25 protein-coding genes are annotated in these 24133 nt (G+C 60.3%); 11 read left to right on the top strand and 14 right to left on the bottom strand.

Features of this window, described 5'->3' with window-relative positions; all coding sequences use genetic code 11:
• The first annotated feature begins 20 nt into the window (after positions 1-20).
• Complete coding sequence (locus DTW90_RS17930) at positions 21-887, top strand: phosphate ABC transporter substrate-binding protein (RefSeq protein WP_149339862.1); 867 nt, start codon at positions 21-23, stop codon at positions 885-887.
• Between the two features lie 60 nt (positions 888-947).
• Positions 948-1985: an amidohydrolase family protein gene (locus DTW90_RS17925; RefSeq protein WP_149339861.1), complete on the top strand. Its 1038-nt coding sequence runs from the start codon at positions 948-950 to the stop codon at positions 1983-1985.
• Positions 1986-2017: 32 nt separating this feature from the next.
• Here the strand turns inward: DTW90_RS17925 and DTW90_RS17920 are convergent, their stop codons facing one another.
• A complete protein-coding gene (locus tag DTW90_RS17920; protein WP_149339859.1) occupies positions 2018-2314 on the bottom strand; it encodes a hypothetical protein in 297 nt (98 codons plus the stop codon).
• Positions 2315-2479: 165 nt separating this feature from the next.
• Between DTW90_RS17920 and DTW90_RS17915 the strand changes: the two genes are divergently transcribed.
• From DTW90_RS17915 to DTW90_RS17905, 3 genes are read left to right on the top strand one after another with little or no spacing between them, the layout of a single operon-like run.
• Positions 2480-3589 (top strand): alcohol dehydrogenase catalytic domain-containing protein, encoded by a 1110-nt coding sequence (locus DTW90_RS17915; protein WP_132522716.1) that lies wholly within the window; start codon positions 2480-2482, stop codon positions 3587-3589.
• 10 nt (positions 3590-3599) lie between these two features.
• Positions 3600-4277 (top strand): RraA family protein, encoded by a 678-nt coding sequence (locus DTW90_RS17910; protein ID WP_132522718.1) that lies wholly within the window; start codon positions 3600-3602, stop codon positions 4275-4277.
• Between the two features lie 21 nt (positions 4278-4298).
• Positions 4299-5162: an alpha/beta hydrolase gene (locus DTW90_RS17905; protein WP_132522720.1), complete on the top strand. Its 864-nt coding sequence runs from the start codon at positions 4299-4301 to the stop codon at positions 5160-5162.
• Positions 5163-5170: 8 nt separating this feature from the next.
• Here DTW90_RS17905 and DTW90_RS17900 read toward each other — a convergent pair whose 3' ends face one another.
• From DTW90_RS17900 to DTW90_RS17865, 8 genes are all read right to left on the bottom strand, one after another.
• Complete coding sequence (locus DTW90_RS17900) at positions 5171-6091, bottom strand: LysR family transcriptional regulator (protein WP_149339858.1); 921 nt, start codon at positions 6089-6091, stop codon at positions 5171-5173.
• 221 nt (positions 6092-6312) lie between these two features.
• Positions 6313-6516: a hypothetical protein gene (locus DTW90_RS17895; protein WP_132522724.1), complete on the bottom strand. Its 204-nt coding sequence runs from the start codon at positions 6514-6516 to the stop codon at positions 6313-6315.
• 137 nt (positions 6517-6653) lie between these two features.
• Complete coding sequence (locus DTW90_RS17890; RefSeq protein ID WP_132522726.1) at positions 6654-7589, bottom strand: ABC transporter substrate-binding protein; 936 nt, start codon at positions 7587-7589, stop codon at positions 6654-6656.
• 317 nt (positions 7590-7906) lie between these two features.
• Positions 7907-8836 carry a LysR family transcriptional regulator gene (locus DTW90_RS17885; RefSeq protein WP_149339857.1) on the bottom strand — a complete coding sequence of 310 codons (930 nt, stop codon included), beginning with the start codon at positions 8834-8836 and terminating at the stop codon, positions 7907-7909.
• 42 nt (positions 8837-8878) lie between these two features.
• The gene (locus DTW90_RS17880) at positions 8879-9889 is read right to left on the bottom strand and encodes a 2Fe-2S iron-sulfur cluster-binding protein (RefSeq protein WP_149339856.1); all 1011 of its coding nucleotides are present in this window, start codon (positions 9887-9889) and stop codon (positions 8879-8881) included.
• Positions 9890-9914: 25 nt separating this feature from the next.
• Positions 9915-10772 (bottom strand): IclR family transcriptional regulator, encoded by an 858-nt coding sequence (locus DTW90_RS17875; RefSeq protein WP_245512671.1) that lies wholly within the window; start codon positions 10770-10772, stop codon positions 9915-9917.
• A gap of 42 nt (positions 10773-10814) precedes the next feature.
• Complete coding sequence (locus tag DTW90_RS17870; RefSeq protein WP_132522732.1) at positions 10815-11339, bottom strand: hypothetical protein; 525 nt, start codon at positions 11337-11339, stop codon at positions 10815-10817.
• Between the two features lie 29 nt (positions 11340-11368).
• Positions 11369-12655, bottom strand: a complete 1287-nt coding sequence (locus tag DTW90_RS17865) for an aromatic ring-hydroxylating dioxygenase subunit alpha (RefSeq protein ID WP_149339855.1) — start codon at positions 12653-12655, stop codon at positions 11369-11371.
• Between the two features lie 222 nt (positions 12656-12877).
• Between DTW90_RS17865 and DTW90_RS17860 the strand changes: the two genes are divergently transcribed.
• The 4 genes from DTW90_RS17860 (at position 12878) to nikR (ending at position 15514) form a co-directional block, all read left to right on the top strand.
• Entirely contained in the window at positions 12878-13195 is a 318-nt protein-coding gene (locus tag DTW90_RS17860) for a non-heme iron oxygenase ferredoxin subunit (RefSeq protein ID WP_132522736.1), read from the top strand.
• 83 nt (positions 13196-13278) lie between these two features.
• Positions 13279-14043, top strand: coding sequence for a class II aldolase/adducin family protein (locus DTW90_RS17855; protein WP_149339854.1), 765 nt, complete (start codon positions 13279-13281; stop codon positions 14041-14043).
• Between the two features lie 157 nt (positions 14044-14200).
• Positions 14201-14950 carry an IclR family transcriptional regulator gene (locus tag DTW90_RS17850; protein WP_165927810.1) on the top strand — a complete coding sequence of 250 codons (750 nt, stop codon included), beginning with the start codon at positions 14201-14203 and terminating at the stop codon, positions 14948-14950.
• A 120-nt stretch (positions 14951-15070) separates the two neighbouring features.
• Entirely contained in the window at positions 15071-15514 is a 444-nt protein-coding gene (nikR, locus tag DTW90_RS17845; protein WP_132522742.1) for a nickel-responsive transcriptional regulator NikR, read from the top strand.
• Between the two features lie 29 nt (positions 15515-15543).
• Here nikR and DTW90_RS17840 read toward each other — a convergent pair whose 3' ends face one another.
• Genes DTW90_RS17840 through cbiM form a run of 3 tightly spaced genes read right to left on the bottom strand, consistent with a single transcriptional unit; the run spans position 15544 to position 18299 of the window.
• Positions 15544-16338: an energy-coupling factor ABC transporter ATP-binding protein gene (locus DTW90_RS17840; protein WP_132522744.1), complete on the bottom strand. Its 795-nt coding sequence runs from the start codon at positions 16336-16338 to the stop codon at positions 15544-15546.
• A gap of 24 nt (positions 16339-16362) precedes the next feature.
• The gene (gene cbiQ, locus DTW90_RS17835; protein ID WP_149339852.1) at positions 16363-17211 is read right to left on the bottom strand and encodes a cobalt ECF transporter T component CbiQ; all 849 of its coding nucleotides are present in this window, start codon (positions 17209-17211) and stop codon (positions 16363-16365) included.
• A complete protein-coding gene (cbiM, locus tag DTW90_RS17830; protein ID WP_149339850.1) occupies positions 17208-18299 on the bottom strand; it encodes a cobalt transporter CbiM in 1092 nt (363 codons plus the stop codon). Before cbiM ends, cbiQ begins: the two co-directional genes overlap by 4 nt.
• 844 nt (positions 18300-19143) lie before the next feature.
• Between cbiM and DTW90_RS17825 the strand changes: the two genes are divergently transcribed.
• Complete coding sequence (locus DTW90_RS17825; protein ID WP_132522750.1) at positions 19144-20517, top strand: MFS transporter; 1374 nt, start codon at positions 19144-19146, stop codon at positions 20515-20517.
• Between the two features lie 31 nt (positions 20518-20548).
• Here the strand turns inward: DTW90_RS17825 and DTW90_RS17820 are convergent, their stop codons facing one another.
• Positions 20549-22171, bottom strand: coding sequence for an MFS transporter (locus tag DTW90_RS17820; RefSeq protein ID WP_246664965.1), 1623 nt, complete (start codon positions 22169-22171; stop codon positions 20549-20551).
• 57 nt (positions 22172-22228) lie between these two features.
• Positions 22229-23230, bottom strand: coding sequence for a glutaminase A (gene glsA / locus DTW90_RS17815; protein WP_132522752.1), 1002 nt, complete (start codon positions 23228-23230; stop codon positions 22229-22231).
• 314 nt (positions 23231-23544) lie between these two features.
• On the opposite strand from glsA, the gene DTW90_RS17810 reads away from it, so the two are divergent.
• Positions 23545-24087: a DUF1269 domain-containing protein gene (locus DTW90_RS17810; RefSeq protein WP_132522754.1), complete on the top strand. Its 543-nt coding sequence runs from the start codon at positions 23545-23547 to the stop codon at positions 24085-24087.
• The last annotated feature ends 46 nt before the right edge of the window (positions 24088-24133 follow it).

Here is a 24133-nt window from a genome sequence, read left to right as displayed (position 1 = left end):
CTCGGAGGAGGTAAATCAATATGACAGACCCGTTGGTCCTGCGGACTTCCGTCGGAAAGCACGCTCATGTTCAGCCATTGAGAGACGGTCGCGTTCGCTCCGAGCGCGTAAGCCTGGAATTCCGCGACTACGAGCCGCTTCCCAAGGCATTTCGCACCATGGTGCGCGGCGACGAACTGGACGTCTCCGAAATGGCTGTCGTCACGCATCTGCTTGCGCACCACTACGGCAAGCCGATCACCGGCATAGCCATTCCCCTCTGGAGCAGGCTGCCGCACACCAATCTCGTCAGTCCCGCCGATTCGAGCATTGCCGGGCCATTGGATCTGCAGGGCAGCAAGGTCGGCGTGCGCGCCTATGCACAGACCTCCGGCGTCTGGGTGCGCGGCGTGCTTCAATCCGAATATGGCGTCGACCTCAACAGCATCATCTGGCTCACCATGGAGGATGCGCATCTGGAGGAATACGACGATCCGGCCATCGCCGTGCGAAACCAGTCGTCTTCCGGTCTGCGCCAGCTGATGATGGCGGGCGAGCTTTCGGCGATCATGGGCGAGCGCGAGGTCGATCCATCAGGCATCCGCTCCGTAATCCCGGAGGCGGAAACGGCCGCCAAGGCATGGATAGCCCGCACCGGCATCTATCCGATCAATCATATCCTGACCGTGCGGACCCCCATCCTGGAAGCCCATCCCTGGCTGGCCCAGGAGCTGATGGAGATGTTCGACGAAGCCCGCCGCATTGCCGAAGCGGATGGCGCCGCCGCACCGCCGGCCTATGGGCTGGAAGCCAATCGTCGTTCCCTTCAGCTCGCCTTCGATTTCTCCGCCCAGCAATTGATTACGCCGCGCGTCTACGACGTCAGCGAGCTTTTCCATCCGATCTGAGATCACGACATCACAGCGTGGGTCTGACGATCCGCGCCTCGAATGCAAAGGCATCCCATCATGATCATCGATATCCACGGACATTACACGACAGAACCGCAGGCGCTTCACCAGTTCCGTGACAAGCAGCTTGCCGGGCTGGCCGACCCCATGCGGCGCCCGACCACCAGCGATCTCGGCATATCCGAAGACATGCTGCGTGAATCGGTGGCGCCGCAGCTCAAATTCCAGCAGGAACGCGGCAGCGACCTGACCATCTTCTCGCCACGCGCCGCCGGCATGGCCCATCATGTCGGCACCGAGGCGATCAGCATGCAATGGTCGGCCATGTCCAACGACCTGATCCACCGCATCTGCAAGCTATTGCCGGACAATTTTGCCGCTGTCGGCCAATTGCCTCAGCATCCCGGCGCCCCGCCCAAGAACTGCATTCCCGAATTGCGCCGCATCGTCACCGAACTCGATTTCGTCGGCGTCAACCTCAATCCGGATCCATCAGGCGGCTACTGGACCGATCCGCCGCTGACCGACCGCCAGTGGTATCCGATCTATGAGGTGCTTTGCGAGCTGGAAGTCCCGGCGATGATCCACGTCACCTCGTCGTGCAATCCGAATTTCCATCACACCGGCGCACATTATATCAATGGCGATACCACCGCCTTCATGCAGCTGCTGCAGGGCGATCTGTTCCGGGATTTCCCGATGCTGAAATTCGTTATTCCGCACGGCGGCGGCGCTGTTCCCTTCCATTGGGGTCGCTATCGCGGCCTCGCGCAGGAAATGAAGAAGCCGCTGCTTGCCGACCACCTGCTCAACAACGTGTTCTTCGACACCTGTGTCTATCACTATCCCGGCATCGAACTGATGGCGAAGGTCGTGCCGGTCGACAACATCCTTTTCGCGTCGGAGATGCTCGGTGCGGTCAAGGGCATCGATCCTGAAACCGGCCACCACTACGACGACACCAAGCGCTATATCGATCAACTCGATACGCTTGATGAGGCAAGCCGCTACAAGATCTTCGAGGGCAATGCCCGTCGGGTCTATCCGCGGCTGGACGCCCAGCTCGCAAAGCGCGGCCGACCGGGCAAAGCATGATGCGCCCGTTGCCGGCTCCCGCCAGCCTCCGCTTAGCAGCAGGAGAGGTCGTCGCTGTCGGAAATGATCGCGTTCTTCATCCAGTAGGGAGGCAGGTCGTCCTGCGTGGTCTCGGCGACAGGCTTGAATGCCTTGAAGACATGCCGCGTCTCAGGCGTCGTCCAGAACGTGACCACCGTCTCCAGCGGTGGGCAGCCCGGCATGCCGCAGGCGAGCTCGGACACCATGACGGGGACATCGTCGCCGAGCGAAAAACGCTCGCGCGTCCAGTCCTTCAGGCGGCGGATAGCTGCAAGCTGTTCGGTGTTTCTGGTGGCTGTCTTGAGCATGGCTTCGAACCGGGGAAACGCCGGCGCCCGTGTGGCGCCAAGTCGAGGAATAAATAGGGCGCGGGTCCCGCGCTTGTCAAAGCAGATCACGGAAAAGCAACGGTGACCGGTCGCGCATACAGCCAAACGGTTTCAATGCCAGCCAATCCCTAAGGAGTGAAAGACATGACAGAACAGGTTCTCGCCGCGGTTCGTACCGGACCAAGCCAGATGGAAATCCGCGAATATCCGATGCCCGACGTGCCGGAAGACGGCGCGTTGCTGAAGATGGAAGTCGCCGGCATCTGTGGCACCGACGTCAAGCTCTTCAAGACGCCGCCGAACAATGCACCCACCATCATGGGCCATGAGAATATCGGCTACATCGCCAAGGCCGGCCGCGAATTCACCCGCCGCAAGGGTTTTAAGGAAGGCGACCTCGTCTTCGTCGAACATTATGTCATGTGCGGCAAGTGCAAGTGGTGCCATGCCGGCCAGTATCGCCATTGCGAGAACACCGACTGGCGCAACAACCCGGACAGCATTCGCTACGGCTATACCTCTGCCGAGCGCGCGCCGCATCTGTGGGGCGGTTTCGCACAATATGTCTACCTGCCGTGGAATGCCGTCGTGCATGGCGTGCCCAAGGGCGTTACGCCGGAGCTCGCCGGCCTCGTGACGCCGATGGCGAACGGTGTGGAATGGTCGCTCTTCGATTCCAATGTCGGCTATAACTCGACCGTGCTCATCCAGGGTCCGGGCCAGCAGGGCCTGTCGCAGACCGTGATCTGCAAGCAGGCAGGCGCGGCGCTCATCATCGTGACCGGCACGACCAAGGATACAGCGCGTCTCGAAGTCGCAAAGCAGCTCGGCGCCGACTACGTCATCGATGTGCAGAAGGAAGATCCGCTCGCCCGCATCATGGAAATCACCGGCGGCAAGGGCGTCGACATCTCGCTCGACTGCACGGCAGGTGCCGGTACGATCCCGATCACGCTCGGCGTTGAGGCACTGGTGCGCAAGGCCGGCACGATCCTCGTCCAGGGCGAAATGAAGGAGTTCCCGAACTTCCCGCTGGAAAAGGTCACGACGAAGGCGATCACCATCAAGAGCGCCCGCGGCCACAGCTACCGGGCTTGCGAGCTGGCGCTGGAGCAGATCGCTTCTAATCGCTTCCCGCTCGAAAAGATCACGACACACCGCTTCGGACTGAAGGATGCGGCGCTCGCCATCAAGTCCGTCGGCGGCCAGGGCGTTCCCGATGTGATCCACGCCTCGCTGCTGCCCTGGGAATAAGGAGAGCCTCATGACTATCGGTTTTAGGATCGTTCCGCGCACGCGTCGCGTCGATGCGGCAACGATCGAGAAATATCGCACCCTGCCGGTCGCCAATGTCAGCGACGTCATGTCCCGTATGACGGCCGGCGGCCCGGCGCTGCGGCCGCTGCATGCCGGCGGCCAGATGTCCGGCGCGGCCTTCACCGTGAAGACCCGTCCCGGCGACAACCTGATGCTCCACAAGGCTCTGCTGATGGCAGAGCCGGGTGACGTCATCGTCGTTGATGCCGGTGGCGACCTCACCAATGCACTGGTCGGCGAGATGATGCTCTCGCATGCAATGATGGTCGGTGTCACCGGCGTCGTCATCAACGGCGCGGTGCGCGACTACGGCTGGATCAAGGCCGGCAATTTTCCGGTCTTTGCAGCCGGCATCACCCATCGCGGCCCCTATAAGGACGGTCCCGGTGAGATCAATGTGCCGATCTCCTTCGGTGGCATGGTGATCGAGCCGGGCGACCTCATCATCGGCGATGATGACGGTCTGCTCTGCGTGCCCTATGACCGCACCGAGGAACTTTATGCACAGGCCAAGGCGAAGAACGAGGCCGAGGCCAAGACCGTAGCGAACACGCTTGCCGGCAAGCTCGATCCCAAGCTCTGGGTCGAGGAAAGCCTGAAGCGGCTCGGCTGCGAAGGCCTCTGAACCCTTATTCTGGAGATCACGATGGCAACAGCAATCATCGACGGTATTTCGACGCGTTATGAAGTGCTGGGCTCCGGCCCGCCGCTTCTGATGTATTCACCTGGCGGCTTCGATGCGACGCTCGAAAAATGGCGCACGCAGGGCATCTACCAGCACATCAAGTTCCTGGACCAACTGCCCGATCACTTCACCTGCATCACCTTTGACCGCCGCGAGACTGGGCTTTCCGGCGGCCGCGTCGAGCGCGTGACCTGGACCGACTATGTCAACCAGGGTATCGGCCTGCTCGACCACCTCGGCATCGAGAAGGCGCATATCATGGGCGGCTGCATGGGCTGCAGCGTCGTCATGCGCTTCGGCGTCGAGCGCCCTGAGCGCGTCCTCAGCCAGGTCCTGTTCTGGCCCGTCGGGGGCGCACGCTACCGTATGACCGGACACCAGCGCTTTGCCGAACATCTGGCCTTCGTCCAGCAAAACGGGCTGGAAGCGGTGCTTACCCTCGCCAAGGAAAGCAACAAGGCCTTCGGCGCCGATCCGCGTGGCGGGCCATGGGTATCGGTCCTTCGCCACGATGCCGATTTCGCTGAACGCTACATCAGCCAGAATGTCGATCACTACAAGGCGATCATCGCTGGCATGCCGCGCACGCTGCTTGACCGCGACACCTCGCCGGGCGCCGAGCCGGAAGATCTGGTCCGCCTCGAGATCCCCACGCTGATTGTCCCGGGCGCCGATTTCTCGCATGCCACGTCGGCTGCGCGCTATCTTCAGGAATGCATTCCCGGTTCGCAATATTGGGATGTGCCGGTCTCCGCCCAGGATTCCGTCAGTACCAACGCCAAGGTGATCGAATTCCTGCAGCAGGCGTCCGCCAAGGCTGCCTAAGGCTCGATTCAATGAAGCGGGGCATCGGGCAGGAAGCTCGCGCCCTGCTTCGTCAGAAAATCCTGAAAGGCTCTCATAACAGGCGTCAGCACCCGGTCTGCACGGCTGATGGCGAACCATTGTCGCCTGATGGGCAGGCCGGCAACGTCGAGAATGACAAGGCGGCCGTCCTGCACTTCGCCGGCAACGCTGTGCGCAGCGAGGAATGCCAGGCCAAAGTCGGCCATGACCGCCCGCTTTATATCCTCGACCGACTCCATTTCAGTCGTTGTCGCGCCGGCGCGGACCGCTGCATCGCCGATGAACCGATCGAAGAACAAGCGGATACCCGAACCGGCACCCCGCAGGATGAAATGCTCGCCTGCAATATCCGCCTTCGCAATGCCACGACGGCGGCTAAGCGGATGGGTGGGAGCAGCAACGGCGACAAGAAAATGTTCGCCGAAGGTTGTCGCCCGTACCGACAAACTACGCGGCGGTCGTCCCACGAGGGCGATGTCGATGGTCCGGTTTTTCAACCGATCTATCGTCTCGGCATACCTATCAATGATGAAATCACAATCGACATCGGGGAACGCTTCGGCAAAAGCCGCAAGCATGGGCTCTGCGAAATAGCGCACCGTCGACACCGCACCGATGGCGATGCGCCCGCGCCGTAGACCCTTGAAAGCATCGATCTCGATATCGAGAAGTCGCAGCCGCTCCCCGATGTCCCTGGCTGCCGCCAGAACGGCGCGTCCAGCTTCCGTCGGTCGCATACCATGCGCACTGCGCTCAAAGAGCTGGACACCGGCTTCAGCTTCGGCCTGCTTGAGCTGCAGGGTCACGGCCGGTGCCGTGAGGCCCAGCACTTTTGCAGCTTCGACGACCTTGCCACTCGCCTCGATGGCAAGCAGCGCTTTAAGCTGTCGAAAGCTGATATTTTTCATTATGTTAGAATAGAAAATCCCGCCTCGCCTGTAAAGGCACGACGATATGGCAGAGCTCAAAAGACGAAACCTCCGGCTGTAACCGGAGGTTCTTCAGAATGATGCCCAATGTAGGAAGAAGCTTACGCCTTTCGTCGGCGGCGGGGATCGCTCAACTGCCTTGAAACATGCCGGCGTTTCAATGGACGCAACCGCTTATGCTACCAGGCGGTGCCGACCGATCAGCGACGCTTCAGCGCCTGACGGAAAGCCATTTCATCGATGCCGAGCGTGCGCAGTGCGGCTGGGGAAGCGTTGCGATGCTCCCTGCGGGCCGTCGAGCATTCCTGGGCGGCGCGTACCATGCCCATGGTGTCGGCCACACCGCCGAAGACGGTGCGAAGCCAAGAAGAAGAGGAGAACTGATGTTGGGTCAGAACAGCCATGACACGACCTTCCCGCGATTATTGTGCACTGCATATAACGCCGCAGTGCACACACCGGAAGGGCTTTTGCGGGAAGGCTGATATTCGAGGCCTGCATAGGTAAGCGTCGGCTTGGGAAAGTCGCCTCGAACGCGACCTCAGATGACGAAATTCTCCATTGTTTCCGGCACGAAGATGTCCTCCGGCCGCAGCCTGCGCTTTGACAGCCGCTGCTCGTAGGAATAGCGCAGGAATGTATCCAGCACCTCGCGATTGGGGCGGAAGCCGTAGCTCCAATAATCGTCGCCCATGATGCTTCGCGCTTCCTCAACATGGGCACTGAGCCACGGCAGCATCACTTTATGAGCGGCTGTTTCCTCCAGATCGCGATACATGCGCATCTGCGACTCCGCGAAGGCCTTATAGAGCGATTGCGCAATCCACCGGTTGGCTTCGTAAACCTCACGTCGGATAACGATGGTATGCATGATCGGGAAGATGCCGGTCTTCTGGAAATAGGCGCGCTCGACCTCGGCATAGTTCTCGAACAAGCGGCGCACCCGCCCTGTCGGCCCGGTATAGGACGACGGCTTGCGGGCGGTGTAGAGCGCGTCGATCTCACCGCTGTCGATCATCGCCGAGAGCGTTTGCGTCGGGCCTATGCGATTGACGCGAATATTCGGCGGCAGATCGAGCGGCAGCTTCTCGGGGCGGTTCGGCTCCTCTTCGCCGCCGGCGTAATAGGTCACGTCATCGACCTTCACACCGTATTCATCGGACATGATCCCGCGAATCCAGACCGGTGCCGTCATCTGATATTCTGGTGTGCCGATGCGGCGGCCGATCAGATCGCGTGGCTCGCAGATACCGGCTTCCGCGTTCACATAGATGGACGAATGACGGAAATAGCGCGACGGAAAGACCGGGATCGCCACGAAGGGAGCGGCATCCGTGAAATGGGACAGGACATAGGATGAGAGCGACATTTCCGCGACATCGAATTCGCGGTGACGCAGCATGCGGAAAAAAGTCTCCTCCACCGGCATGTTGAGATACACGAGATCGATACCGTCCGGAACGACGGTTCGATCCATGAGGGCTCGGGTCCGGTCATAATTCCAGCACCCGAAAGACAAACGAAGCGACGAACTCAGAATTCTCTCCCACGATAGAGGCTGCGGTGGGACCCGCCCTGGCTACCTCCTGCCAGATCCACGATCTCCCGATCGCGGACACGAATCGCACCCTTGCCGGCAATACCAATTCCGTATGCAGATCATGGCATGCCTCCGGGGTCTCTGACGTGAGAGGACGGAAGTCATGCAACTTTCATCGTACGAAACGGGATATTCGACGGCGCGACCGCGAATGTCCAAGATAAATCGCCGTGTCCAGCCCAAAGAAAATCCGCTTACAGATCGGCATGGTCAATCAGATGCGCATGGGGGCCGATCGCCGCTGCCAATCGGTTGACCATGTCGAAAATGAAGCTGAGGAACTGCTTTTCGTCGGCAAGGCCTTTGTGAGCGGGATATGCCAGGAAGAGTGTAAGCTTAACATTGGGTCGCTCGACGCGCCGCGCGATCAGTTCCCCACTCTTTATCTCTTCCGAAACGATGCCGTAGGGCATAAGGCTCTGAGCGACGCCATGCAGGATCAGTGCCTTGATCGCCTCCATGGACTGAACCTGGTAAGTGATCTTGACGTCGAGCGACAGCCTTGCAGCCACTTCGTGCACACGCTTCCAGATGATGTCGCGGTTCGACACCAGCGCCAGATCACCGCTCACGGCCTGGCGGAAGGAGACGTCCTCTCCAGATGATTTATCATTGGGCGAGGAGATGAAGAGCAGATCCTCCTCCATCAGCGCAATGCGCCGGAGGCCGGGATTGTCCTCGATGTCGAAGGCCAGCACATAGTCGAGTTCGCCACGCTCCAGTGCATCCGTCAGCACAAAGCTCAGTTCCTCGACGACATGCAGTGTGATGTTGGGAAGCTGTTCCCGCGCAGCCACCAGGAGATCCGTGCCGAGCAGCTTCAGGATACTCGGCGTCGCGCCCAGCCGGACACGAACCTTCTCCCCGCCGAGCGATATGAGATCCCGCTTGGTCTCTTCGATGCGTTGCAGAACCTCGATTGCCCTCTCATAGAGCAGCATGCCGGCGGGCGTGGCGCTGACGCCACGCGAATGCCGGTCAAGCAGTTGAATCTGCAGAGAATCTTCGAGATTGCGGATCTGAATGCCAAGCGCCGTCTGCGCAAGGTTTAGCTGCTCCGCGGCCTTGGTAATATTGCCGACCTCGACGACCTTCACGAAATAGACAAGCTGACGAAGCTTCATGACCGCCTCCGGCCCTTTCCGGCCGTCCCTGCCCCGTGCAAATCAGTAGAACTGGTCAAAATGGACCTGCGCTGAAGGCACGCCGAGATCAAGCAGCATTTTCTGAATGGCCTGACCCATCGCCGGAGGTCCTGCGAAATAGATCTCGCATTCGGGAAGGCGCTTGCCAAAAAGCTCGGCTGCAATCTCGTGCACGAAGCCGCGATAACCGTCCCAGCCGTCATCGCCCTCAGGCGCACCTGACACGACAGGGTGATAATATATTGTGCTGCCGAAGCCCGGTAGCTCCTCCAGCATCTCGCGGCCGCAAATGTCGCGAGCGGCGCGGCCGCCATAGATAAAGTCGACCCTGCGGCCTTTCAGCTCCGGCGACATGGCCGCCGCGCGAGTGATCGATATCATCGGCGACAGACCCGATCCGCCGGCAAGACAGATGATGTCGCGCAGCGAATCCTCGCGCAGATAGGCCATGCCATAGGGACCGTCGATCTCGATCCGGTCGCCGCTTGCAAGGCCCTCGAACAACTTGGTCGTCGCAGCACCATTCGGAACCCGACGGACCTGAAAATGCCATTCGTTCTCGTTGTCCCCGGTATTGGCCATAGAATAGGCGCGTGCGCCGTCCACACCAGGCAGCGCAAGCAGCGCGTATTGGCCGGACAGGAAGCGAACGGGCTTCTCCAGCCGGAAACGGAATTCACGGATGTCGTGGGTGATGTCGCGCATCGCGACGAGGGTCGCTGCCTGGCGCACCGGAGCGAACCGGCTTTCATATTGCGGCATCAGTCGCAGCTTCACCACACAGTCCGACATCGCCCGCGCCTGACAGCCGAGCCGCCGGCCACGTTCCCGATCGCGATCGCTGAGACCTGGCGGATCGGTGCGCAGATCCTCCACCTCGCCCTCGAGCAGATCAAAGCGGCAATTGCCGCAGGAACCGACATTGCATTCATAAGGGAAACCGAGCCCAGCGCGCAGCGCCGAACGCATGATCGTATCTCCATCCGAACAGGACCAGCTGACGTCGGTCCCCTTCAACATAATTACGGTCATGCGTTCCTCCTCCTGATATTCCTATTTATCTGTGCCCGTAGCCTAGCCGGGCCGAAATGGCTGAAGCCGCGTCAAGCAACGTCGGCGCAAATCCTTCCAGCGCTTCGATCGACAGGCGCTGCATCGGTCCGGCGATGCCGACGGCCCCGACGACGTTGCCGCTCGAATCGCGGACGGGCGCTGCAATCGCGCGCACGCCGGGTTCGCTTTCCTCATCTTCGATGGCGAAGCCGTGCTGACGCACCTCCGCCATCATCTCCCGAAGCTTCGCCTGATCGATGATCGTGCGAGGCGTCCGGCGCACCAGTGGTCCCGCCAACAACCGGTCGATCATTTCATCCGGCGAAAACGCGAAGATCGCGCGTCCGACCGCCGTGCAATAGGCCGGCTTGCGGGCACCGAGATCCGATTTGATGCCGAGTGCCTGCGGGCTCTCGAGATCGTATACGTGCATCACTTCGATATCGCTCGGAATACCGAGGATGACCGTCTCTCCGGTGTGCTTGCGCAAGTCGAAGAGATAGGGCCTCGCCTCGTTGGAAAGGTTCATCCGCCGGCGAACCAGCGTACCCAATCCGAACAGGCCGACGCCCAGCCGGTAGCGTTCGGTCTCCGGGTTCTGCTCAAGCAGGCCCTCGGCAACGAGCGTGACCGCCAGCCGATGCACCGTGCTCTTGGCGACCTTCAGCTTCTGCGCCAGCGCGCTGACGCCGATTTCGACCTCGTCCTCCGAAAATGCCTTGAGAAGACGAATGGCGGTCGTGACCGACGACAGGCGGTTACGCTTGGCAGGAGCCGCCTTTTTTGGGCGGCTCGTTTCTTTGGCAGATGCATTCATGGCGTGATTGTTCCGTGTGATCGCTGGAAATACAGGATCGTCCATATCACAGCTCCCCGCAATTCTCACGCCAGCTGAATGCCATGCTCAGACCCTCAACGCGCTCAGCATTTCAAGCACATATTCGTCACCGTTGGAGATGACGAGCATGGCTGCGAAGGGGCGCATCGCCGTCAGCGTACGAGCAAGATCGATGGTCGACACGTCGGCCGAACTTAAGACCAGCCCGGTCGTCATCTTGTTGCGCACGAAGCAGGCGTTCCCGATGACTTCCGCGGCCGCCGCCGAAGCGCCGGCCGTCGTCACCATGACGATCACGTCGGCCTCATCGAGCTCGTCGGCCAGGCTGACGCGCTTGCCCTCGGCATTCTCCAGGACGGCGTCGACCGGAAGCATCTTCAGCGAATCCGTCGCACCTTTCGCCTCGATGTAACGCAGGAAATGCGCACCGTCCCAAGAACGCTGTCGTACCACTTCCTGCAAGGCTTCGAGGCCGGCCGCGTCGAGCGCGATGATACGCGATTTACGCGGCCGGGAGTTCGGGTAGTCGATGCGGAAGCGAGCCTCTTCCGCCGTCGTTGCGCGAGCGCTCTCGCTCAGTCCAAGCAGCATGATGTCTCTCCTGGGTTGGACCGGCGGTGTCAGACCGTGGTCGGCGCCTTGCCCTCGATGACCGTCAGCGCCTCATCCGCCACGTCAATGTAGGACTTGTCGACCGGCAGCACGATGGCGGCGGAACGGACCCGCTGATGGACAGGATCGACGCCGGGCGGGGTAACGCCCTTATCCTTCAGGGCACGAACGGCCTTCATCAGGCGATGACGCGCCATGATGATGCCGTTATCCGTCGACACCAGGTTCTCCTTGGTGCGGTCGACGATCGGCCCCATGCTTTCCTGCAGCGACGCGTCCTGCATGGCGATCCCCTCGACACCGGAATAGGTGGTGCCCAAGCGCTGCGCCTCGCGGTCCATCAGGTAGTCGTTGTCCTTGTTGGCGGCCGGTCGGTAGGTGCCCGGGACATAGGTGACATGGATGCCCTTGCCGTCGATCATTGCCTGGCGCTCTTCGGTCGTCAGCGCCCGCACGGGATGGTAGTCGAAGCTCCAGGCCCAGCAGTTTTCGTCATCGATCGGGATCCAGAAGTGGCCATGCACCGGATGGCCGCCGCGCGGCGGCACCATGGTGAAGGACGGCATGACCCAGGGCGTCACGCGCCAGTAGTAGTGCCCCTCTTCTGCATTACGGCGGGCGCCGATGAACAGGCCGCCTTCGCTATCGGTCACTTCGAAGAAGGGCCGGGCGTCCGACATGTTGTATTGGTTGCCGCGGGAGCCCTTGAAGAGGGGGTCGCTGTTCAAGCTGCCGCTGTGCAGCCATGAGACGTGGCTCGAGTCGATGCCGCCTTCCATGGCCTGTAGCCAGTTGCTTTCCTGCCAGCGTTTGGAGGTGAACGTCTGCTCGGGCGGAACCAGGGCGAATTCCCATTCGGGATGGGGCGGCTGCTTGTCGGCCGGGCCCATGTAGGTCCACAGGATGTCGCCGATCTTGATCAGCGGATAGGACTTGAGCTTGATCTTCTGACAGTAGCCACTTTCCTTCGGTTCGGAAGGAACGTCGACGCACTGGCCGGTATGGTCGTATTTCCAGCCATGATAGGGGCAACGCAAACCACCCTGCTCGTTGCGGCCGAACCACAGCGACACGCCGCGGTGGGCGCAGAATTCGTCGATGAGGCCGTAGCGGCCTTCACTATCCCGGAAAGCGAGCAGGCGCTCGCTGAGCAGCTTGATGCGCACCGGCGCACAATCATTGTCGGGCAGTTCCTCGGCAAGCAGAGCCGGAATCCAATAACAGCGGAACATGTCGCCCATCGGCGTGCCCGGACCGGTCCGGGTCAAAAGGTCGTTCTGTTCTTTTCTAAGCATGGCAATTTCTCCTCAAAAATTGCAGCCCGCCACGAGGCGGGAATCCTGTGGCTGAACTGAGCCCTGGTCTTGGAAGATCTCCGATTAGCGGTTGACGTCCTCGTTCGATCGGGTATTTTTATCCAGCGTTCCTTTATGCAGAACGCTGTTTCGTTTTTAGAACGTACATGCTGACAACTAGCTCGTCAAGCGGCGAGGGCACCAATGGAGGAGAGACTTAAAATGTCAGACACATGTTCGAGGATCAGGTTGTGTTCCACCGATGACGTCGATTGGGACAGCGCCATCCGCGTTGAGGAAGGGGACCTCGTGCTGGCGGTCTTCAACATCAACGGCACATTCTACGTGACCGACGATCTTTGCACGCACGGGCCCGGCTCGCTGGCCGAGGGCTATCTCGAAGGCCACACCGTCGAATGTGATTTTCACAACGGGAAGTTCGACGTGCGCACCGGCGAGGTGGTTGCGCCGCCCTGCATGATCCCGATCAAGACCTACAAGGTCGTCGTCGAGGACCAACAGGTGATGATCGAGGTCTGAGAAATCAGCTCGTTAGGCCGCATCACTTGTGAGTCAGAAAAGATCGTATAATGTGGGATTTATTATAACTGGAGGTTTTCTCTATGTCGTCAGCCCAGCATTCCGTCAGCCACGCGGAAGGTCCATCCGAAAACGCGCTTCGCCACGATGTGGCGATGGTAACGCGGCTTCTCAACAGCCAGAAAATCCTTGAGTATAGCGGGCATGTCAGTGCTCGCCTGCCGGGCGGCACCACTTTTCTGGTGCAGCCTCAGGACAAGAGCCGCGCCGATGTTGCTCCCGATGACCTGATGGTTCTGGACCTGGATGGTAAAATTCTGTCGGGCATTCCAGGAGTGAAACCGCCTTCTGAAATATTCCTTCATTGTGAGATTTATCGTGCGCGACAAGACGTCCATTCCGTCGCGCATTTCCACCACGATGCGACCAATGTGTTCACGCTGGTCGAGGATGTGCCGTTGCTGCCCTTCAAGAATCACGCCATCCGCTGGAAGAGTGGCATTCCGGTCCATCCGGACCCTGCACATGTCGACACGCCGGAACGCGGACGCGGTATCGCGGCCACGCTCGGCGCTCATCACGCCCTGCAGATCCGCGCCCATGGACAGATCGTGACAGCCGAGACGGTGCGCGGCGTCTTCATCGATGCCGTGCATCTGGTCGAGAACGCCGAGGCCGCGTATCGCGCTGCCGCAATCGGCAAGGTCAAGCCGCTGACCGAAGAGGAGATTGCCTCCTTCGCCCATAGTTTCCGCCGCGAGCATCACATCCGCAAGCTCTGGAAATACTATGCCGGCGGCGTCATCCGCGATGGCCTGTTTCCGGAAAGCTGGAACGCGGCAGTCTGACGTCCAGGCAGGTGTTGGTCCGCGATTGTGCGCGGACCAAGGACCGATCTATAGTTCCGCATCAGATTTGCCGATGCGGAGATTCGAACTTGTTACCCGATTGCCCCAGCAGACCACAGGCGTGTCCGGAAGGCCCCGGCAAGGCAGAGGTGACCGTTTGAACAGCCTGGAAAAGATGATCGGCATGCTGGATATCTTCGATGCCGGGGAAGATGCCGTCGCCGTCTCATTCGACGAGCTATACGAGAGGCTCGGCTATACGCGTTCGACGCTTTATCGATACCTGAAGACGCTGACCGATGCCGGGCTGCTCACCTCGCTGCCAAGCGTCGGCTACATGCTTGGTCCGCGCATCGTGGAACTGGACTATAAGATCCGAACCGGAGACGTGCTGATAAAGGCGGCCAAGCCGATGATGGAAGAACTGGCGGCCAGGTTCAAAGCGGTCTCCCTGCTTTGCCGCCGCTACAAGTTCGAAGTGCTCTGCGTGCATCAGGAGATCGGCCCGGACGCCATTCACAGCAACTACGACCGCGGCCGCAGGCGTCCTTTGCTGCAGGGCGCAGCCTCCGTCGCCATCCTCGCCTATCTGCCCGACCACCAGTTGCGGAAATTCCATGGCCTTGCGCAGGAGCAATTCGCACTCGCAGGCTTCGGAGCCACGCTGAAGGATGTCAAAAATACGCTTCGGCAATATCGCGAGCAGGGCTGGGTCAGCACGACGGGCGACGTGACACCGGGCGCACTCGGCATAGCAGCGGCAGTTTTCGACGCCCGGACAGAGGTTATCGGTAGCCTCAGCCTTACCATGCGCGAATCCCGAGCCAATGCTGGAGTCATCGAGCAGGCAGCCGAACAACTGGTGTTCTGCGCCAATGTCCTGTCGAAAACACTGGCGCGGGACTGAGCAGGGACACAGAATATGGAAGCGGTGGTGCCGTCCATGGAACGGCGCGGCACCCTTCCCGAAGAATAGTCTGCGGCGCGAATGCCTGCTCTTGAAATCACAACGCGATTGGGAAGCGGTATGCAGCGAGTAACGGTCACCCTCGATGACGATCTGATGGCGGAGCTGGATCGGATCATCGCCACGCGCGGCTATCAGAACCGCTCGGAAGCGATCCGCGACCTGGCCAGAGCCGGGCTGAAGCAGGCGGCGATAGAAACCGGTAGCATCGAAAATTCCATTGGCGTGCTCAGCTTCGTCTATGAGCACGAGGCACGGGAACTGGCCCGGCGGCTAACCACGGCCTTCCACCATCATCACGACCTGAACGTCTCGAGCCTGCATGTGCATCTGAACAGCCGCTATTGCCTTGAGGTCGGCATTCTCAAGGGACCGACAGGCGAGGTGCAGCACTTTGCCGAACACGTGATCTCGGAACGGGCCGTCAAATACGGCAATCTGCACCTGATGCCCGCGATTCAGGAGGATGAGGACCGACCAAAGCCGCAGGTCGGCGACGGCTGAGCGCCGCCCGCGCGATGCGGCCGCCGCCTTCAATGCTCATGCAGATGATGGTGCGAATGCTGCGTCCCGTCCTCGTGCACGTGCCGGTGGACATGGGCGAGATGGGCGCGGTGTAGAAGCGCCTCGTCTGCAAGAATTTCCGCTGGCGTACCTGATGCAACGACGCGGCCCGCCTGCAGCACGAAACAGTGATCGGCGATATCCTCGATAATGGAAAGATCATGCGTTGCGGTGATGACCGTTCTGCCGCTATCGCGGCAAGAGACGAGAAAATCGACCATCTCACTGGTGCTCTTCGGATCGAGGGCAGCCGTCGGTTCATCAAGCAGCAACACTTCTGGATTGATGACCAGCACGGAGGCGAGCGCGACGCGCTTCTTCTCACCTCCAGAAAGCCGGTGGGGCGAACGATCCTTCAGATGCTCGACGCGAAATTCCCGTGCGGCTGCATCCACGGCCGCTCGAATGTCGGGCTTGCTCCAGCCGAGTTGGAGCGGCCCAAAGGCGATCTCGTCGAAGACGGTCGGGTTGAACAGTTGCACATCGGGGTTCTGAAAGACCAGACCGACACGCTGGCGAAATCGGTGGGCGAGTGCGTCGTCCTGCATCGCCTCTTCAGAGAGCTCAGCACCAAAAGCAAGAATCTGGCCGCGCTCTGCAAAATAGAGTGCATCGAGCAGCCGCAGCAGAGTGGATTTACCCGAACCGTTCGCGCCCAAAAGAGCGATCCGCTGCCCCTGCTCTATCCGCAGGCTGAGGCCATTCAGCGCGGCGACCTCGTTATAGGCATAATGGACATCGATAGCTTCAAAAGCGGCGGCCATGAGAGGCTCCCTGGCGGATTTGATCTAGGTGGATTGCAGAAAGAGGGCGGCCGCGACAACGACGGCAAAACCTGCAACAGCGAGCCAATCGCGCAGCGTCATCCGGAACTCGTCGAGCAAATGTACCTCGCCGCGATAACCTCGTGAAATCATCGCGAGATGCACCTCCGTGCTCAAGTGCAATGCCTTGCCGAGCAGGACGCCGGCGCTCGCCGTGGCGATGCGCCGCCGGTCTCTCGGCGACAGCTTGCCGACGACGCGGCTGCGCCTTGCCTCAAACATCTGCGATGCGCTTTGCAGGAAGGTGAAGACATAGCGGTGCGTCATGCCGAGAATGACGACCAGCATGACGGGAAGGCGGAAGACCCGCAACGCTTTCAGCACATGCGGCCAGGGCGTGCAAAGGATCATCAGCAATGCGAGCGTGGCCGCGGTCTCGGACCGGCCAAGCAGAAAGGCAGCGCTACGCAGCCCCTGCAAGGTCACCGGCCACTGAAGAATGGGAATCCGCAGCAGCACATCGCCCGGCACAAGGAAGATCGCCGGCAGGGCGATCGTGCCGGTAAAGGCGAGAACGCTCGCCCAGACCTGCTTTGCCAAGCGCGGCACATTCACATGGGACGGTAACGCCAGCGCCACGGAGACCAGAAACAAGGCAGCGAGAACCAGCAACGAGTGAACCGAAACCGCCGTGACGACCAGCGCCATCAGGCCGGCAATCTTCACGCGGGGATCCAGCCTTTGCAGGAAGCCGTCACGCCGGGCAAGATCGTCGGCATCGAGGGCATGATCCATCGCGTGCAGAATTCCACCGGTCAGGCGGTCGAGGAAGCCGCCGTGATGGCCGCTACAGACAAAGGATTGTTCGCTCATGCCACGGTCGCGCCTGATATCCTGCGGCCGAAGAGCCAGGAGAGGCCAGCGCAGACGAGGATGATCAGACCGGCACCGATCACGGCGGACATGATGTAACCGAAATTGGCGTCATGCATGAAGGAAGGAGCATAGTCTGGCATCGGCGCGGTCCAGATGCTTGACAGTTTTTCGAGACCCAGCGGTACACGGGTCGGGGGCGCCATATTCGCCGACGCCTGCGAAATCTGTTCGCGCATGCCGGCATCCCGGAAATCCGCCGCCCCCCATTCGCCCCATGCCGTGCCGGCGGCAAGCAGACCCAGCGGGCTTGCCACCATCAGGGCGCCGAGACCGAGCCACAGGGCGCGCGGGCCGCGCCACCCTCCCGCGGTTGCGACGCCTTCCGACACGCTCGCGCGGCCGCCTTTCCCCGCCGTCATTTGCAACAGCGCCGGATTGGAGCGCTGAAGATATGCAACGACGCCGGCGGTGATGATCGCCTCGGCAAGCCCGGCAATCGTCATGTGAGCGAGCATCATGGAAGGAATGGCGATGCTGAGCGGATAGGGCGCGTAAAGCGGCGCACCTGTGGCGTCGGTGAAAAGCAGCGGCTGCAAGCCGAATTCACAGGCGGCGAGAAAAGCGGAGGCGTTGATGGCGACATAGCCCGCAATCGCAGCCGCCACCACGCGGCGTGGCGAGCCGATCTCAGCCCTGGCCGAAATCAGCCGGTAGATTCCGTAGGAAACGAGGGTGCCAACGATTGCCATGTTGATGCAATTGGCACCGAAGGCAGTGATGCCGCCATCGCCGAAGAACAGGGCCTGGATCATCAACGCAATGGAGACGGCGAGCAACGCCGCCCACGGTCCCAGCACGATGGCGGCGATGCCCATGCCGACGGCATGGGCCGTCGTGCCGCCGGGGATGGGGAGATTGAACATCATCACCACGAAGCTGAAGGCTGACACCACTGCCAGCAGCGGCACCACACGGCTCTGCAGCAGCCGCTTGATGCGCTGCAGGCCGGTGTACCAGAAGGGCAATGCGGCCGCATAGGCGACCGCGCAGGTCGAGGGACTAAGATAGCCGTCCGGAATATGCATGAAAACCTCCCGCAAGAACGCGCACACGCACTGTCGCGGCTCCCTCCCCGGAGGCCGCTGACGACAACCGCGCCAGTGATATGAACATTTCGGATGATAGTCATACCGGCATTTCTCCGTCAACCGAGCGACCGGCCGCCGAAAAGCAACGGCAAGATTGGAAGCATGCCCGGATGCGGGCTCCCGCAACGTGCTTTCGTCGCGGCTGCGGCCTGTCGGCCGACGAGACAACAGGCCCACCGAGGTCGATATAATCGCGGAAAAACAACTGGTTAAGAATATGGCCGCACGACGGCGCTATAGATGGCTATCCTTTATGCGGCACTCCGCACCGAGAGAAGACGCAACCTTCCATTTCCAACTGCCAGCAAGGATGCTTTTCCCAAAACGCGATACCGATCATCACCGGCGCTAGGAGCAAGTGCTTCTAATCCGGCCAATTGGGCAAGATGGTTTTGACGAATGTCATGTTGCACCAAAACCGCAAATAATTGCACTATCGTCGGTAGTAGGAGGACTGCGCAGAGGAGGCGCTTGCTTTCGGCACCATCAAGGCAGCCGGTAGCAAACCGGGTTGGAGACCATAGACCGCATATTTGATCGGATATCTCAGCGATCCCATTCGCCGCCATGACGACAGCGGTTTGGGAGGCACACGTAATCCGGGTTTGAAGTTGTGTTTCCGTCGAGAGCCCGCCGGCCCTGGGCCGGATGCTTCAGCTTTTCCAAGATATGTCCTGTCTCAACTCACAAGCGATCTGCGCAACCTCGAAAACGGCCGGTTTCTGCCTCCGCGGCGGCGGCGGAAACCGGGTTTTCACAGGAATGGTGAGGAGCAGGATCCATGGCAACGCGAAATATAGTCAATGTATCTGATATCATTGACAAACAGAAGATTACCTGGACAACCGTGCTCGTCTGCATGCTCTGTTTTGCCGGCCAGCTGGCCGATGGTTACGACCTCGGCGTGGTCGGTTTGACCGCGCCAGGGATCATCAAGGACTTCCACCTCACGCACCAGCAGATGGCCCCGGCCTTCAGTGCCGCCATCATCGGCATGCTGTTCGGCTCGATCGGAGAAGGCTATCTCGGCGACAAGTACGGTCGCAAGCTCGGTATCATCGTCGCGCTGCTGACTTTCGGATTGGGCAGCCTGATGTCAGGCTTCATCAGCGGTATCGACAGCCTGATCGTCGCCCGCTTCATTACCGGCGTCGGCCTCGGCGGCATGCTCCCCAACGTCACGGCCATGATGGTCGAATATGCGCCAGTCAAGCGGCGCGCAACGTTGACGACCCTGAGCTTCATGGGGCTGAGCTTCGGCGGCATGCTTCCGGGCTGGGTGAGTTACTGTCTCAACGGAGAATCCTGGCGCAGCCTCTATCTGGTAGGCACCCTGATTCCGGTGATGCTCGTGCCTCTCTTCATCTTTCTCATGCCGGAATCGCTGAAATACATGGCGATTACCGGCAGGAGCAAAGACAAGCTGGCAAGGATTCTCCGCAAGGTTTCCCGAGACCAGACGATCAGCACGGACGATACCTTTATAATCAATGAAAGCGGCAAGGCAGGCGGTTTGCCGCAGCTCTTCGAGGGACGGATGAGGCTGGCAACCCCGTTCCTCTGGATCATTTTCATGTCGATCATGTTCGTCAATTTCTATGTGAACAGCTGGCTCAATCTCGGCCTGCGCTCGATAGGCTTCGATGCCGCCGCCGCTGCCGCCACCAACTCCTTTTACTATATCGGCGGCGCCTGCGGCGGACTGGCGATCGGCATCGCGCTCGACACTTTGGGGCCGGTCGCGCTGGTGATCACCTCATTGATCGGTGCGGTCACTGCCGTTGTCATGAGCGCCATCGGTGCAGACCATACCGTCATTCGGCTGCTGGTCTTCCTCTACGGTTTTTCGATCCTGGGCTCACAGCTGGGCTACAGCACACTGGCTGGCCTGCTCTATCCGACCGCCCACCGCTCGAAAGGCGCCGGCTTCGCCCAGGGCATCGGCCGCATCGGGGGCTTTATCGGCCCCTTGGTGGTCGGCTCGCTGCTGGCGGCCCAGCTCGAGTTCCACACCATCTTCTCGCTCGCAGCCATACCGCTCCTGCTATGCGCCATCGCCACGCTCTGTTGCATCCGGGCATGGTGCGGCCGCATGACGGGCTATCGCCTCGGCCAGATCCGCCAGATGGACGGCAAGGCGCCACGTCATGCCTGATCGCTTTCCCGGAAGAGGGCGTTACCGGACCTTACGGCTTCTCGGGAATTTCACCCGGCCGATAGTCGGGAAGCCGACCGGCTGGCAGCAACGCCAATAGCGCAAGGCCCGCCATGATCAGGAAGCCGATCTTCAGCGCCCGCAGCCTGGACTCCGTGTTGATACGAAGCGCCTCAGCCTTCTGCTCAGGCGTGGCACTTGTGTTGCCGATCACAGCTGCAAGCTGATCGTTGCTCACGAAGGTGATGCTGTCCAAATTTACCTCGGATTGTATTTCGATCGGCAATGTGGGGTTTTCCACCAACTGTCGCATGACCGCCGAACTGAGGAGCCCGACGAGCAGCGCCCCCGCGACAGCGGTCCCGACTGCCGCCGCAAGATTGTTGGTCGTGCCTCGAAGCGATCCGACATCGCCGGCCAGATTCTTTGGCGATGACGTGACAAGGACATTAAACAACAGGGTGACAAGCGAGCCCTGTCCGATACCGAACAGGATCAATCCGAAAAGCACCGGAACCGAACTCCAGTCGTTGCGCACGACGAAGGCCAGCCACAGGAGCGCCACAACGCATAGGGCAAAGCCCATGCGACCGATTTGCCTCGGCGTCAGCCTTTCGTAGAAACGGACAATCAGCATGGCTGCGAAAAATACAGTCAAATTGAAAGGCAGCATTGCAATCGCCGTAGCCAAGGGCGAGCGCCCCTGCACGATTTGGATATAAAGGGGTACGGAAAAATTGAGCGCCGCCTCCAATGCCACGACGGTGAACATGGCATAGACGGCAGCGCGCTCCTGAGGCGAATCCAGAACCTCGAGCGGCAATAGTGGCGTGCGGCCAGCCGCCTCGCGTCGGCGCGTCCACAGGAAGAATGCCTGACCGAGAACGGCGCCGAGAACAATCATGATGGGAGCCGGCGACAGTCCAAGCAAGTTGAATGGTGCTGCCGGCCGCGCCAAGGCAAGGCCCCAGCCATTGAGATTGTTGAACCCGAAGCTGATGAGAACGATGGCACCGGCTGCCAGCAGGACACCGACGAAATCGATCCGCACATCCGGTCGTCCGGCATCCGATTTCAGCCGGAAGCTTAGAAACAAGACAAGCGCCGAGACCGCAATCAGTATGCCGAATACCGGCCGCCAGCCGATGTAAGTACCAAGCACTCCACCGATCAGGAATGCCAGAACGCCTGCCCCAGCCCGCGCCGATCCCAAGGCTCCGAGCGCGGTTGCCTGTTGGCTGCCGTGGTAGTTTTCCGCAATCAATGCAACAAGCGCCGGAACGATGACGGCGCCCGCCGCTCCGCAGATCGCCTGGGAGGTGATCATCGCGGACGCGGTCGGGCTGAACGTCATGAGAACCTGGGCCAGACCGAAGACGACGACCGCAATGCGAAACACCTGCAACGCGCCGAAGCGCTGCACGAGTTTTGCGCCGAGCATGACAAAGCCGGCAACGATCATGGAATAGGCGACGATGCCTGTTGCAACGACTGTGGGTGCAACCCCGAAACTGTGAACCATGCCGCCCAAAGCCACAGGCAGGGACGCCACGTTGAACGACATGATCGCCTGGCCAAATGCAATCGCGACCATCGGGATCCACGATGCATGTTCTTCCATGTGAGTTGGATGCGACGTTACGGTTGCAGACATTGACCGGCTCCCTGAAGAAATCGCGATAGATACAGCGCAGTTCCGGCAGCTGGCTTTCTAACCGTCCGGCGAGGACATCAGCAGGTCGAGCCCCATTCGCTGCGACAGGAACTGCGCGACAAGCTGCCCTTTGATGCTGTTGCCTGCCTCGTCGAGCTGCGGCGCGAACGTGCCGAGGCCGCCCTTTCCCGGCGACACGGTCACGATTCCGCCGCCGATGCCGCTCTTCCCCGGAAGCCCGATTTCATAGAGCCAATCACCCGACGTCTCATAAAGGCCAGCGGTCAGCATCACCGCCAATGCATAGTGACAGACATCCGGGTTGACGACCTGCTCGCGTGTAACGGGGTTGAAACCGCCATGGGCAAGGGTCGCTCCCATCACGGCGAGATCCTTTGCGCTGACATTCAGGGAGCACTGGCGGGTATAGAGTTCGACGGCTTCGCCGGGCTCGCAGTAAATGCGGCCCAAGCTTTGCAGCATCCATGAGATACTGCGGTTTCGGGAGTTCGTCTTCGACGCGGACTCATAGACTTCCTCGTTGACTGCGAGCTCCCGGCCCGCGAAACGAGACAATCCCTGATGGATGAAACGCCACTTCTCTTCCGGGTTCGCTCCTGGGACGAGGCTTGTGGTGGCGATGGCGCCGGCATTGACCATTGGATTCGTGCGCCCCTCGCTATTCCGCTCAACGCCAGCGAGAGAATTGAATGCGTAACCGGTCGCATTCACCCCCAGGCGCTCACGGGCGCCCGTCGCGCCGATGATGTCGCAGACCAGGGCAAAAATGAACGGCTTCGAGACACTCATGATCGTGAATTCGTGCTCGGCGTCGCCCACCGCGAAGATGCGGCCGTCAATGCCCGCAACGCAAATCCCGAACAGTTTGCTCGAAACGTTTGCGAGGGCCGGATAGACTTGGGAATTTCGTCCGAGTGTGACGTCGGCGAAGCGGTCATGGGCCTCTGTTACGAGCTTCGCAACGGTATCCGAGGAAGGAAGATGCCCCGTCGAAACATACGAGGTCTGCGGGTCGACAAGCGGATTTAAAAGCTCCATCACTACTTCCCTGCCAATAATTGGAGAGCTGTATTCGCGACTAAGGAGATTTTCTTGCTGTGTGGTACAAGAATAAACCCCTAGGAGACTCTTTACAAGGGGCACTCGGATTAGGTGTTGCGCCTCCGCCCGCATGATTAATGACATACTTCAGATCGAACCTCTCCTTAGCGGAGGCCGAAAACCGACGCCGATGTTTGGGTCGTCGATTGCTCATCATTTGGAAACTGAAAGTGCAGGAAGGCGTGAGGCCTACCTCTGGACGAAACCTCTGCTCGTCCTATCTCCGGGTTAACTCACACCAGGAGGGAATCATGTCTGAACTTATCGTGCTCGGCTTCGATAAAGCCGACGAGGCGGATGTCATACTCAACCGATTAGTGGCCCTCGAGAAAGAGTATCTGATAGATCTCGAGGATGCGGTCGTTGCTGTCCGCGACGGCGACGGAAAGGTTCGTCTGAAGCAGAGCGTGAATCTCACGACAACGGGAGCTGCCAGCGGCGGCTTGTCGGGCGCGATTTGGGGATCTCTCGTGGGCTTGCTGTTTCTAAACCCTCTCGCCGGCATGGTGCTTGGCGGAGCGTTCGGCGCAGGTTCCGGAGCGCTTGCGGGCTCGATGACAGACTATGGCATTGATGACAACCTCATCAAGAAGCTCGCCGACACAATCCCCGCCAATAGCTCGGCCCTCTTCCTTCTCGTGCGCAAAGCCCAGCCGGAAAAGGTCCTTGCAGAATTCAAGGACATGAGGGCGCGCATCTTGCGGACCTCGCTGTCCCCAGACCAGGAAATGAAACTTCAGGCGGCGCTTTCCCCCAAGGCTTCCCCTGAATCAGGCGCCGCTGTCGCATCATAGCCGCCAAAATCAGCGGAGGCGATGCGATGCCGATCGCCTCGCCTCA

Origin of the sequence: Neorhizobium sp. P12A, from assembly GCF_008365395.1 — a bacterium.
Classification (GTDB): Bacteria; Pseudomonadota; Alphaproteobacteria; order Rhizobiales; family Rhizobiaceae; genus Rhizobium.
This window is presented reverse-complemented; position numbering and strand designations above follow the sequence as displayed.

What these genes read in the sequence shown, in the direction of transcription:
- DTW90_RS17930 (WP_149339862.1), top strand. Translation starts at nt 21, where the DNA reads ATGACAGACCCGTTGGTCCTGCGGACTTCCGTCGGAAAGCACGCTCAT.
- DTW90_RS17925 (WP_149339861.1), top strand. Translation starts at nt 948, where the DNA reads ATGATCATCGATATCCACGGACATTACACGACAGAACCGCAGGCGCTT.
- DTW90_RS17920 (WP_149339859.1), bottom strand. Translation starts at nt 2,314, where the DNA reads ATGCTCAAGACAGCCACCAGAAACACCGAACAGCTTGCAGCTATCCGC.
- DTW90_RS17915 (WP_132522716.1), top strand. Translation starts at nt 2,480, where the DNA reads ATGACAGAACAGGTTCTCGCCGCGGTTCGTACCGGACCAAGCCAGATG.
- DTW90_RS17910 (WP_132522718.1), top strand. Translation starts at nt 3,600, where the DNA reads ATGACTATCGGTTTTAGGATCGTTCCGCGCACGCGTCGCGTCGATGCG.
- DTW90_RS17905 (WP_132522720.1), top strand. Translation starts at nt 4,299, where the DNA reads ATGGCAACAGCAATCATCGACGGTATTTCGACGCGTTATGAAGTGCTG.
- DTW90_RS17900 (WP_149339858.1), bottom strand. Translation starts at nt 6,091, where the DNA reads ATGAAAAATATCAGCTTTCGACAGCTTAAAGCGCTGCTTGCCATCGAG.
- DTW90_RS17895 (WP_132522724.1), bottom strand. Translation starts at nt 6,516, where the DNA reads ATGGCTGTTCTGACCCAACATCAGTTCTCCTCTTCTTCTTGGCTTCGC.
- DTW90_RS17890 (WP_132522726.1), bottom strand. Translation starts at nt 7,589, where the DNA reads ATGGATCGAACCGTCGTTCCGGACGGTATCGATCTCGTGTATCTCAAC.
- DTW90_RS17885 (WP_149339857.1), bottom strand. Translation starts at nt 8,836, where the DNA reads ATGAAGCTTCGTCAGCTTGTCTATTTCGTGAAGGTCGTCGAGGTCGGC.
- DTW90_RS17880 (WP_149339856.1), bottom strand. Translation starts at nt 9,889, where the DNA reads ATGACCGTAATTATGTTGAAGGGGACCGACGTCAGCTGGTCCTGTTCG.
- DTW90_RS17875 (WP_245512671.1), bottom strand. Translation starts at nt 10,772, where the DNA reads ATGGACGATCCTGTATTTCCAGCGATCACACGGAACAATCACGCCATG.
- DTW90_RS17870 (WP_132522732.1), bottom strand. Translation starts at nt 11,339, where the DNA reads ATGCTGCTTGGACTGAGCGAGAGCGCTCGCGCAACGACGGCGGAAGAG.
- DTW90_RS17865 (WP_149339855.1), bottom strand. Translation starts at nt 12,655, where the DNA reads ATGCTTAGAAAAGAACAGAACGACCTTTTGACCCGGACCGGTCCGGGC.
- DTW90_RS17860 (WP_132522736.1), top strand. Translation starts at nt 12,878, where the DNA reads ATGTCAGACACATGTTCGAGGATCAGGTTGTGTTCCACCGATGACGTC.
- DTW90_RS17855 (WP_149339854.1), top strand. Translation starts at nt 13,279, where the DNA reads ATGTCGTCAGCCCAGCATTCCGTCAGCCACGCGGAAGGTCCATCCGAA.
- nikR (WP_132522742.1), top strand. Translation starts at nt 15,071, where the DNA reads ATGCAGCGAGTAACGGTCACCCTCGATGACGATCTGATGGCGGAGCTG.
- DTW90_RS17840 (WP_132522744.1), bottom strand. Translation starts at nt 16,338, where the DNA reads ATGGCCGCCGCTTTTGAAGCTATCGATGTCCATTATGCCTATAACGAG.
- cbiQ (WP_149339852.1), bottom strand. Translation starts at nt 17,211, where the DNA reads ATGAGCGAACAATCCTTTGTCTGTAGCGGCCATCACGGCGGCTTCCTC.
- cbiM (WP_149339850.1), bottom strand. Translation starts at nt 18,299, where the DNA reads ATGCATATTCCGGACGGCTATCTTAGTCCCTCGACCTGCGCGGTCGCC.
- DTW90_RS17825 (WP_132522750.1), top strand. Translation starts at nt 19,144, where the DNA reads ATGGCAACGCGAAATATAGTCAATGTATCTGATATCATTGACAAACAG.
- DTW90_RS17820 (WP_246664965.1), bottom strand. Translation starts at nt 22,171, where the DNA reads ATGTCTGCAACCGTAACGTCGCATCCAACTCACATGGAAGAACATGCA.
- glsA (WP_132522752.1), bottom strand. Translation starts at nt 23,230, where the DNA reads ATGGAGCTTTTAAATCCGCTTGTCGACCCGCAGACCTCGTATGTTTCG.
- DTW90_RS17810 (WP_132522754.1), top strand. Translation starts at nt 23,545, where the DNA reads ATGTCTGAACTTATCGTGCTCGGCTTCGATAAAGCCGACGAGGCGGAT.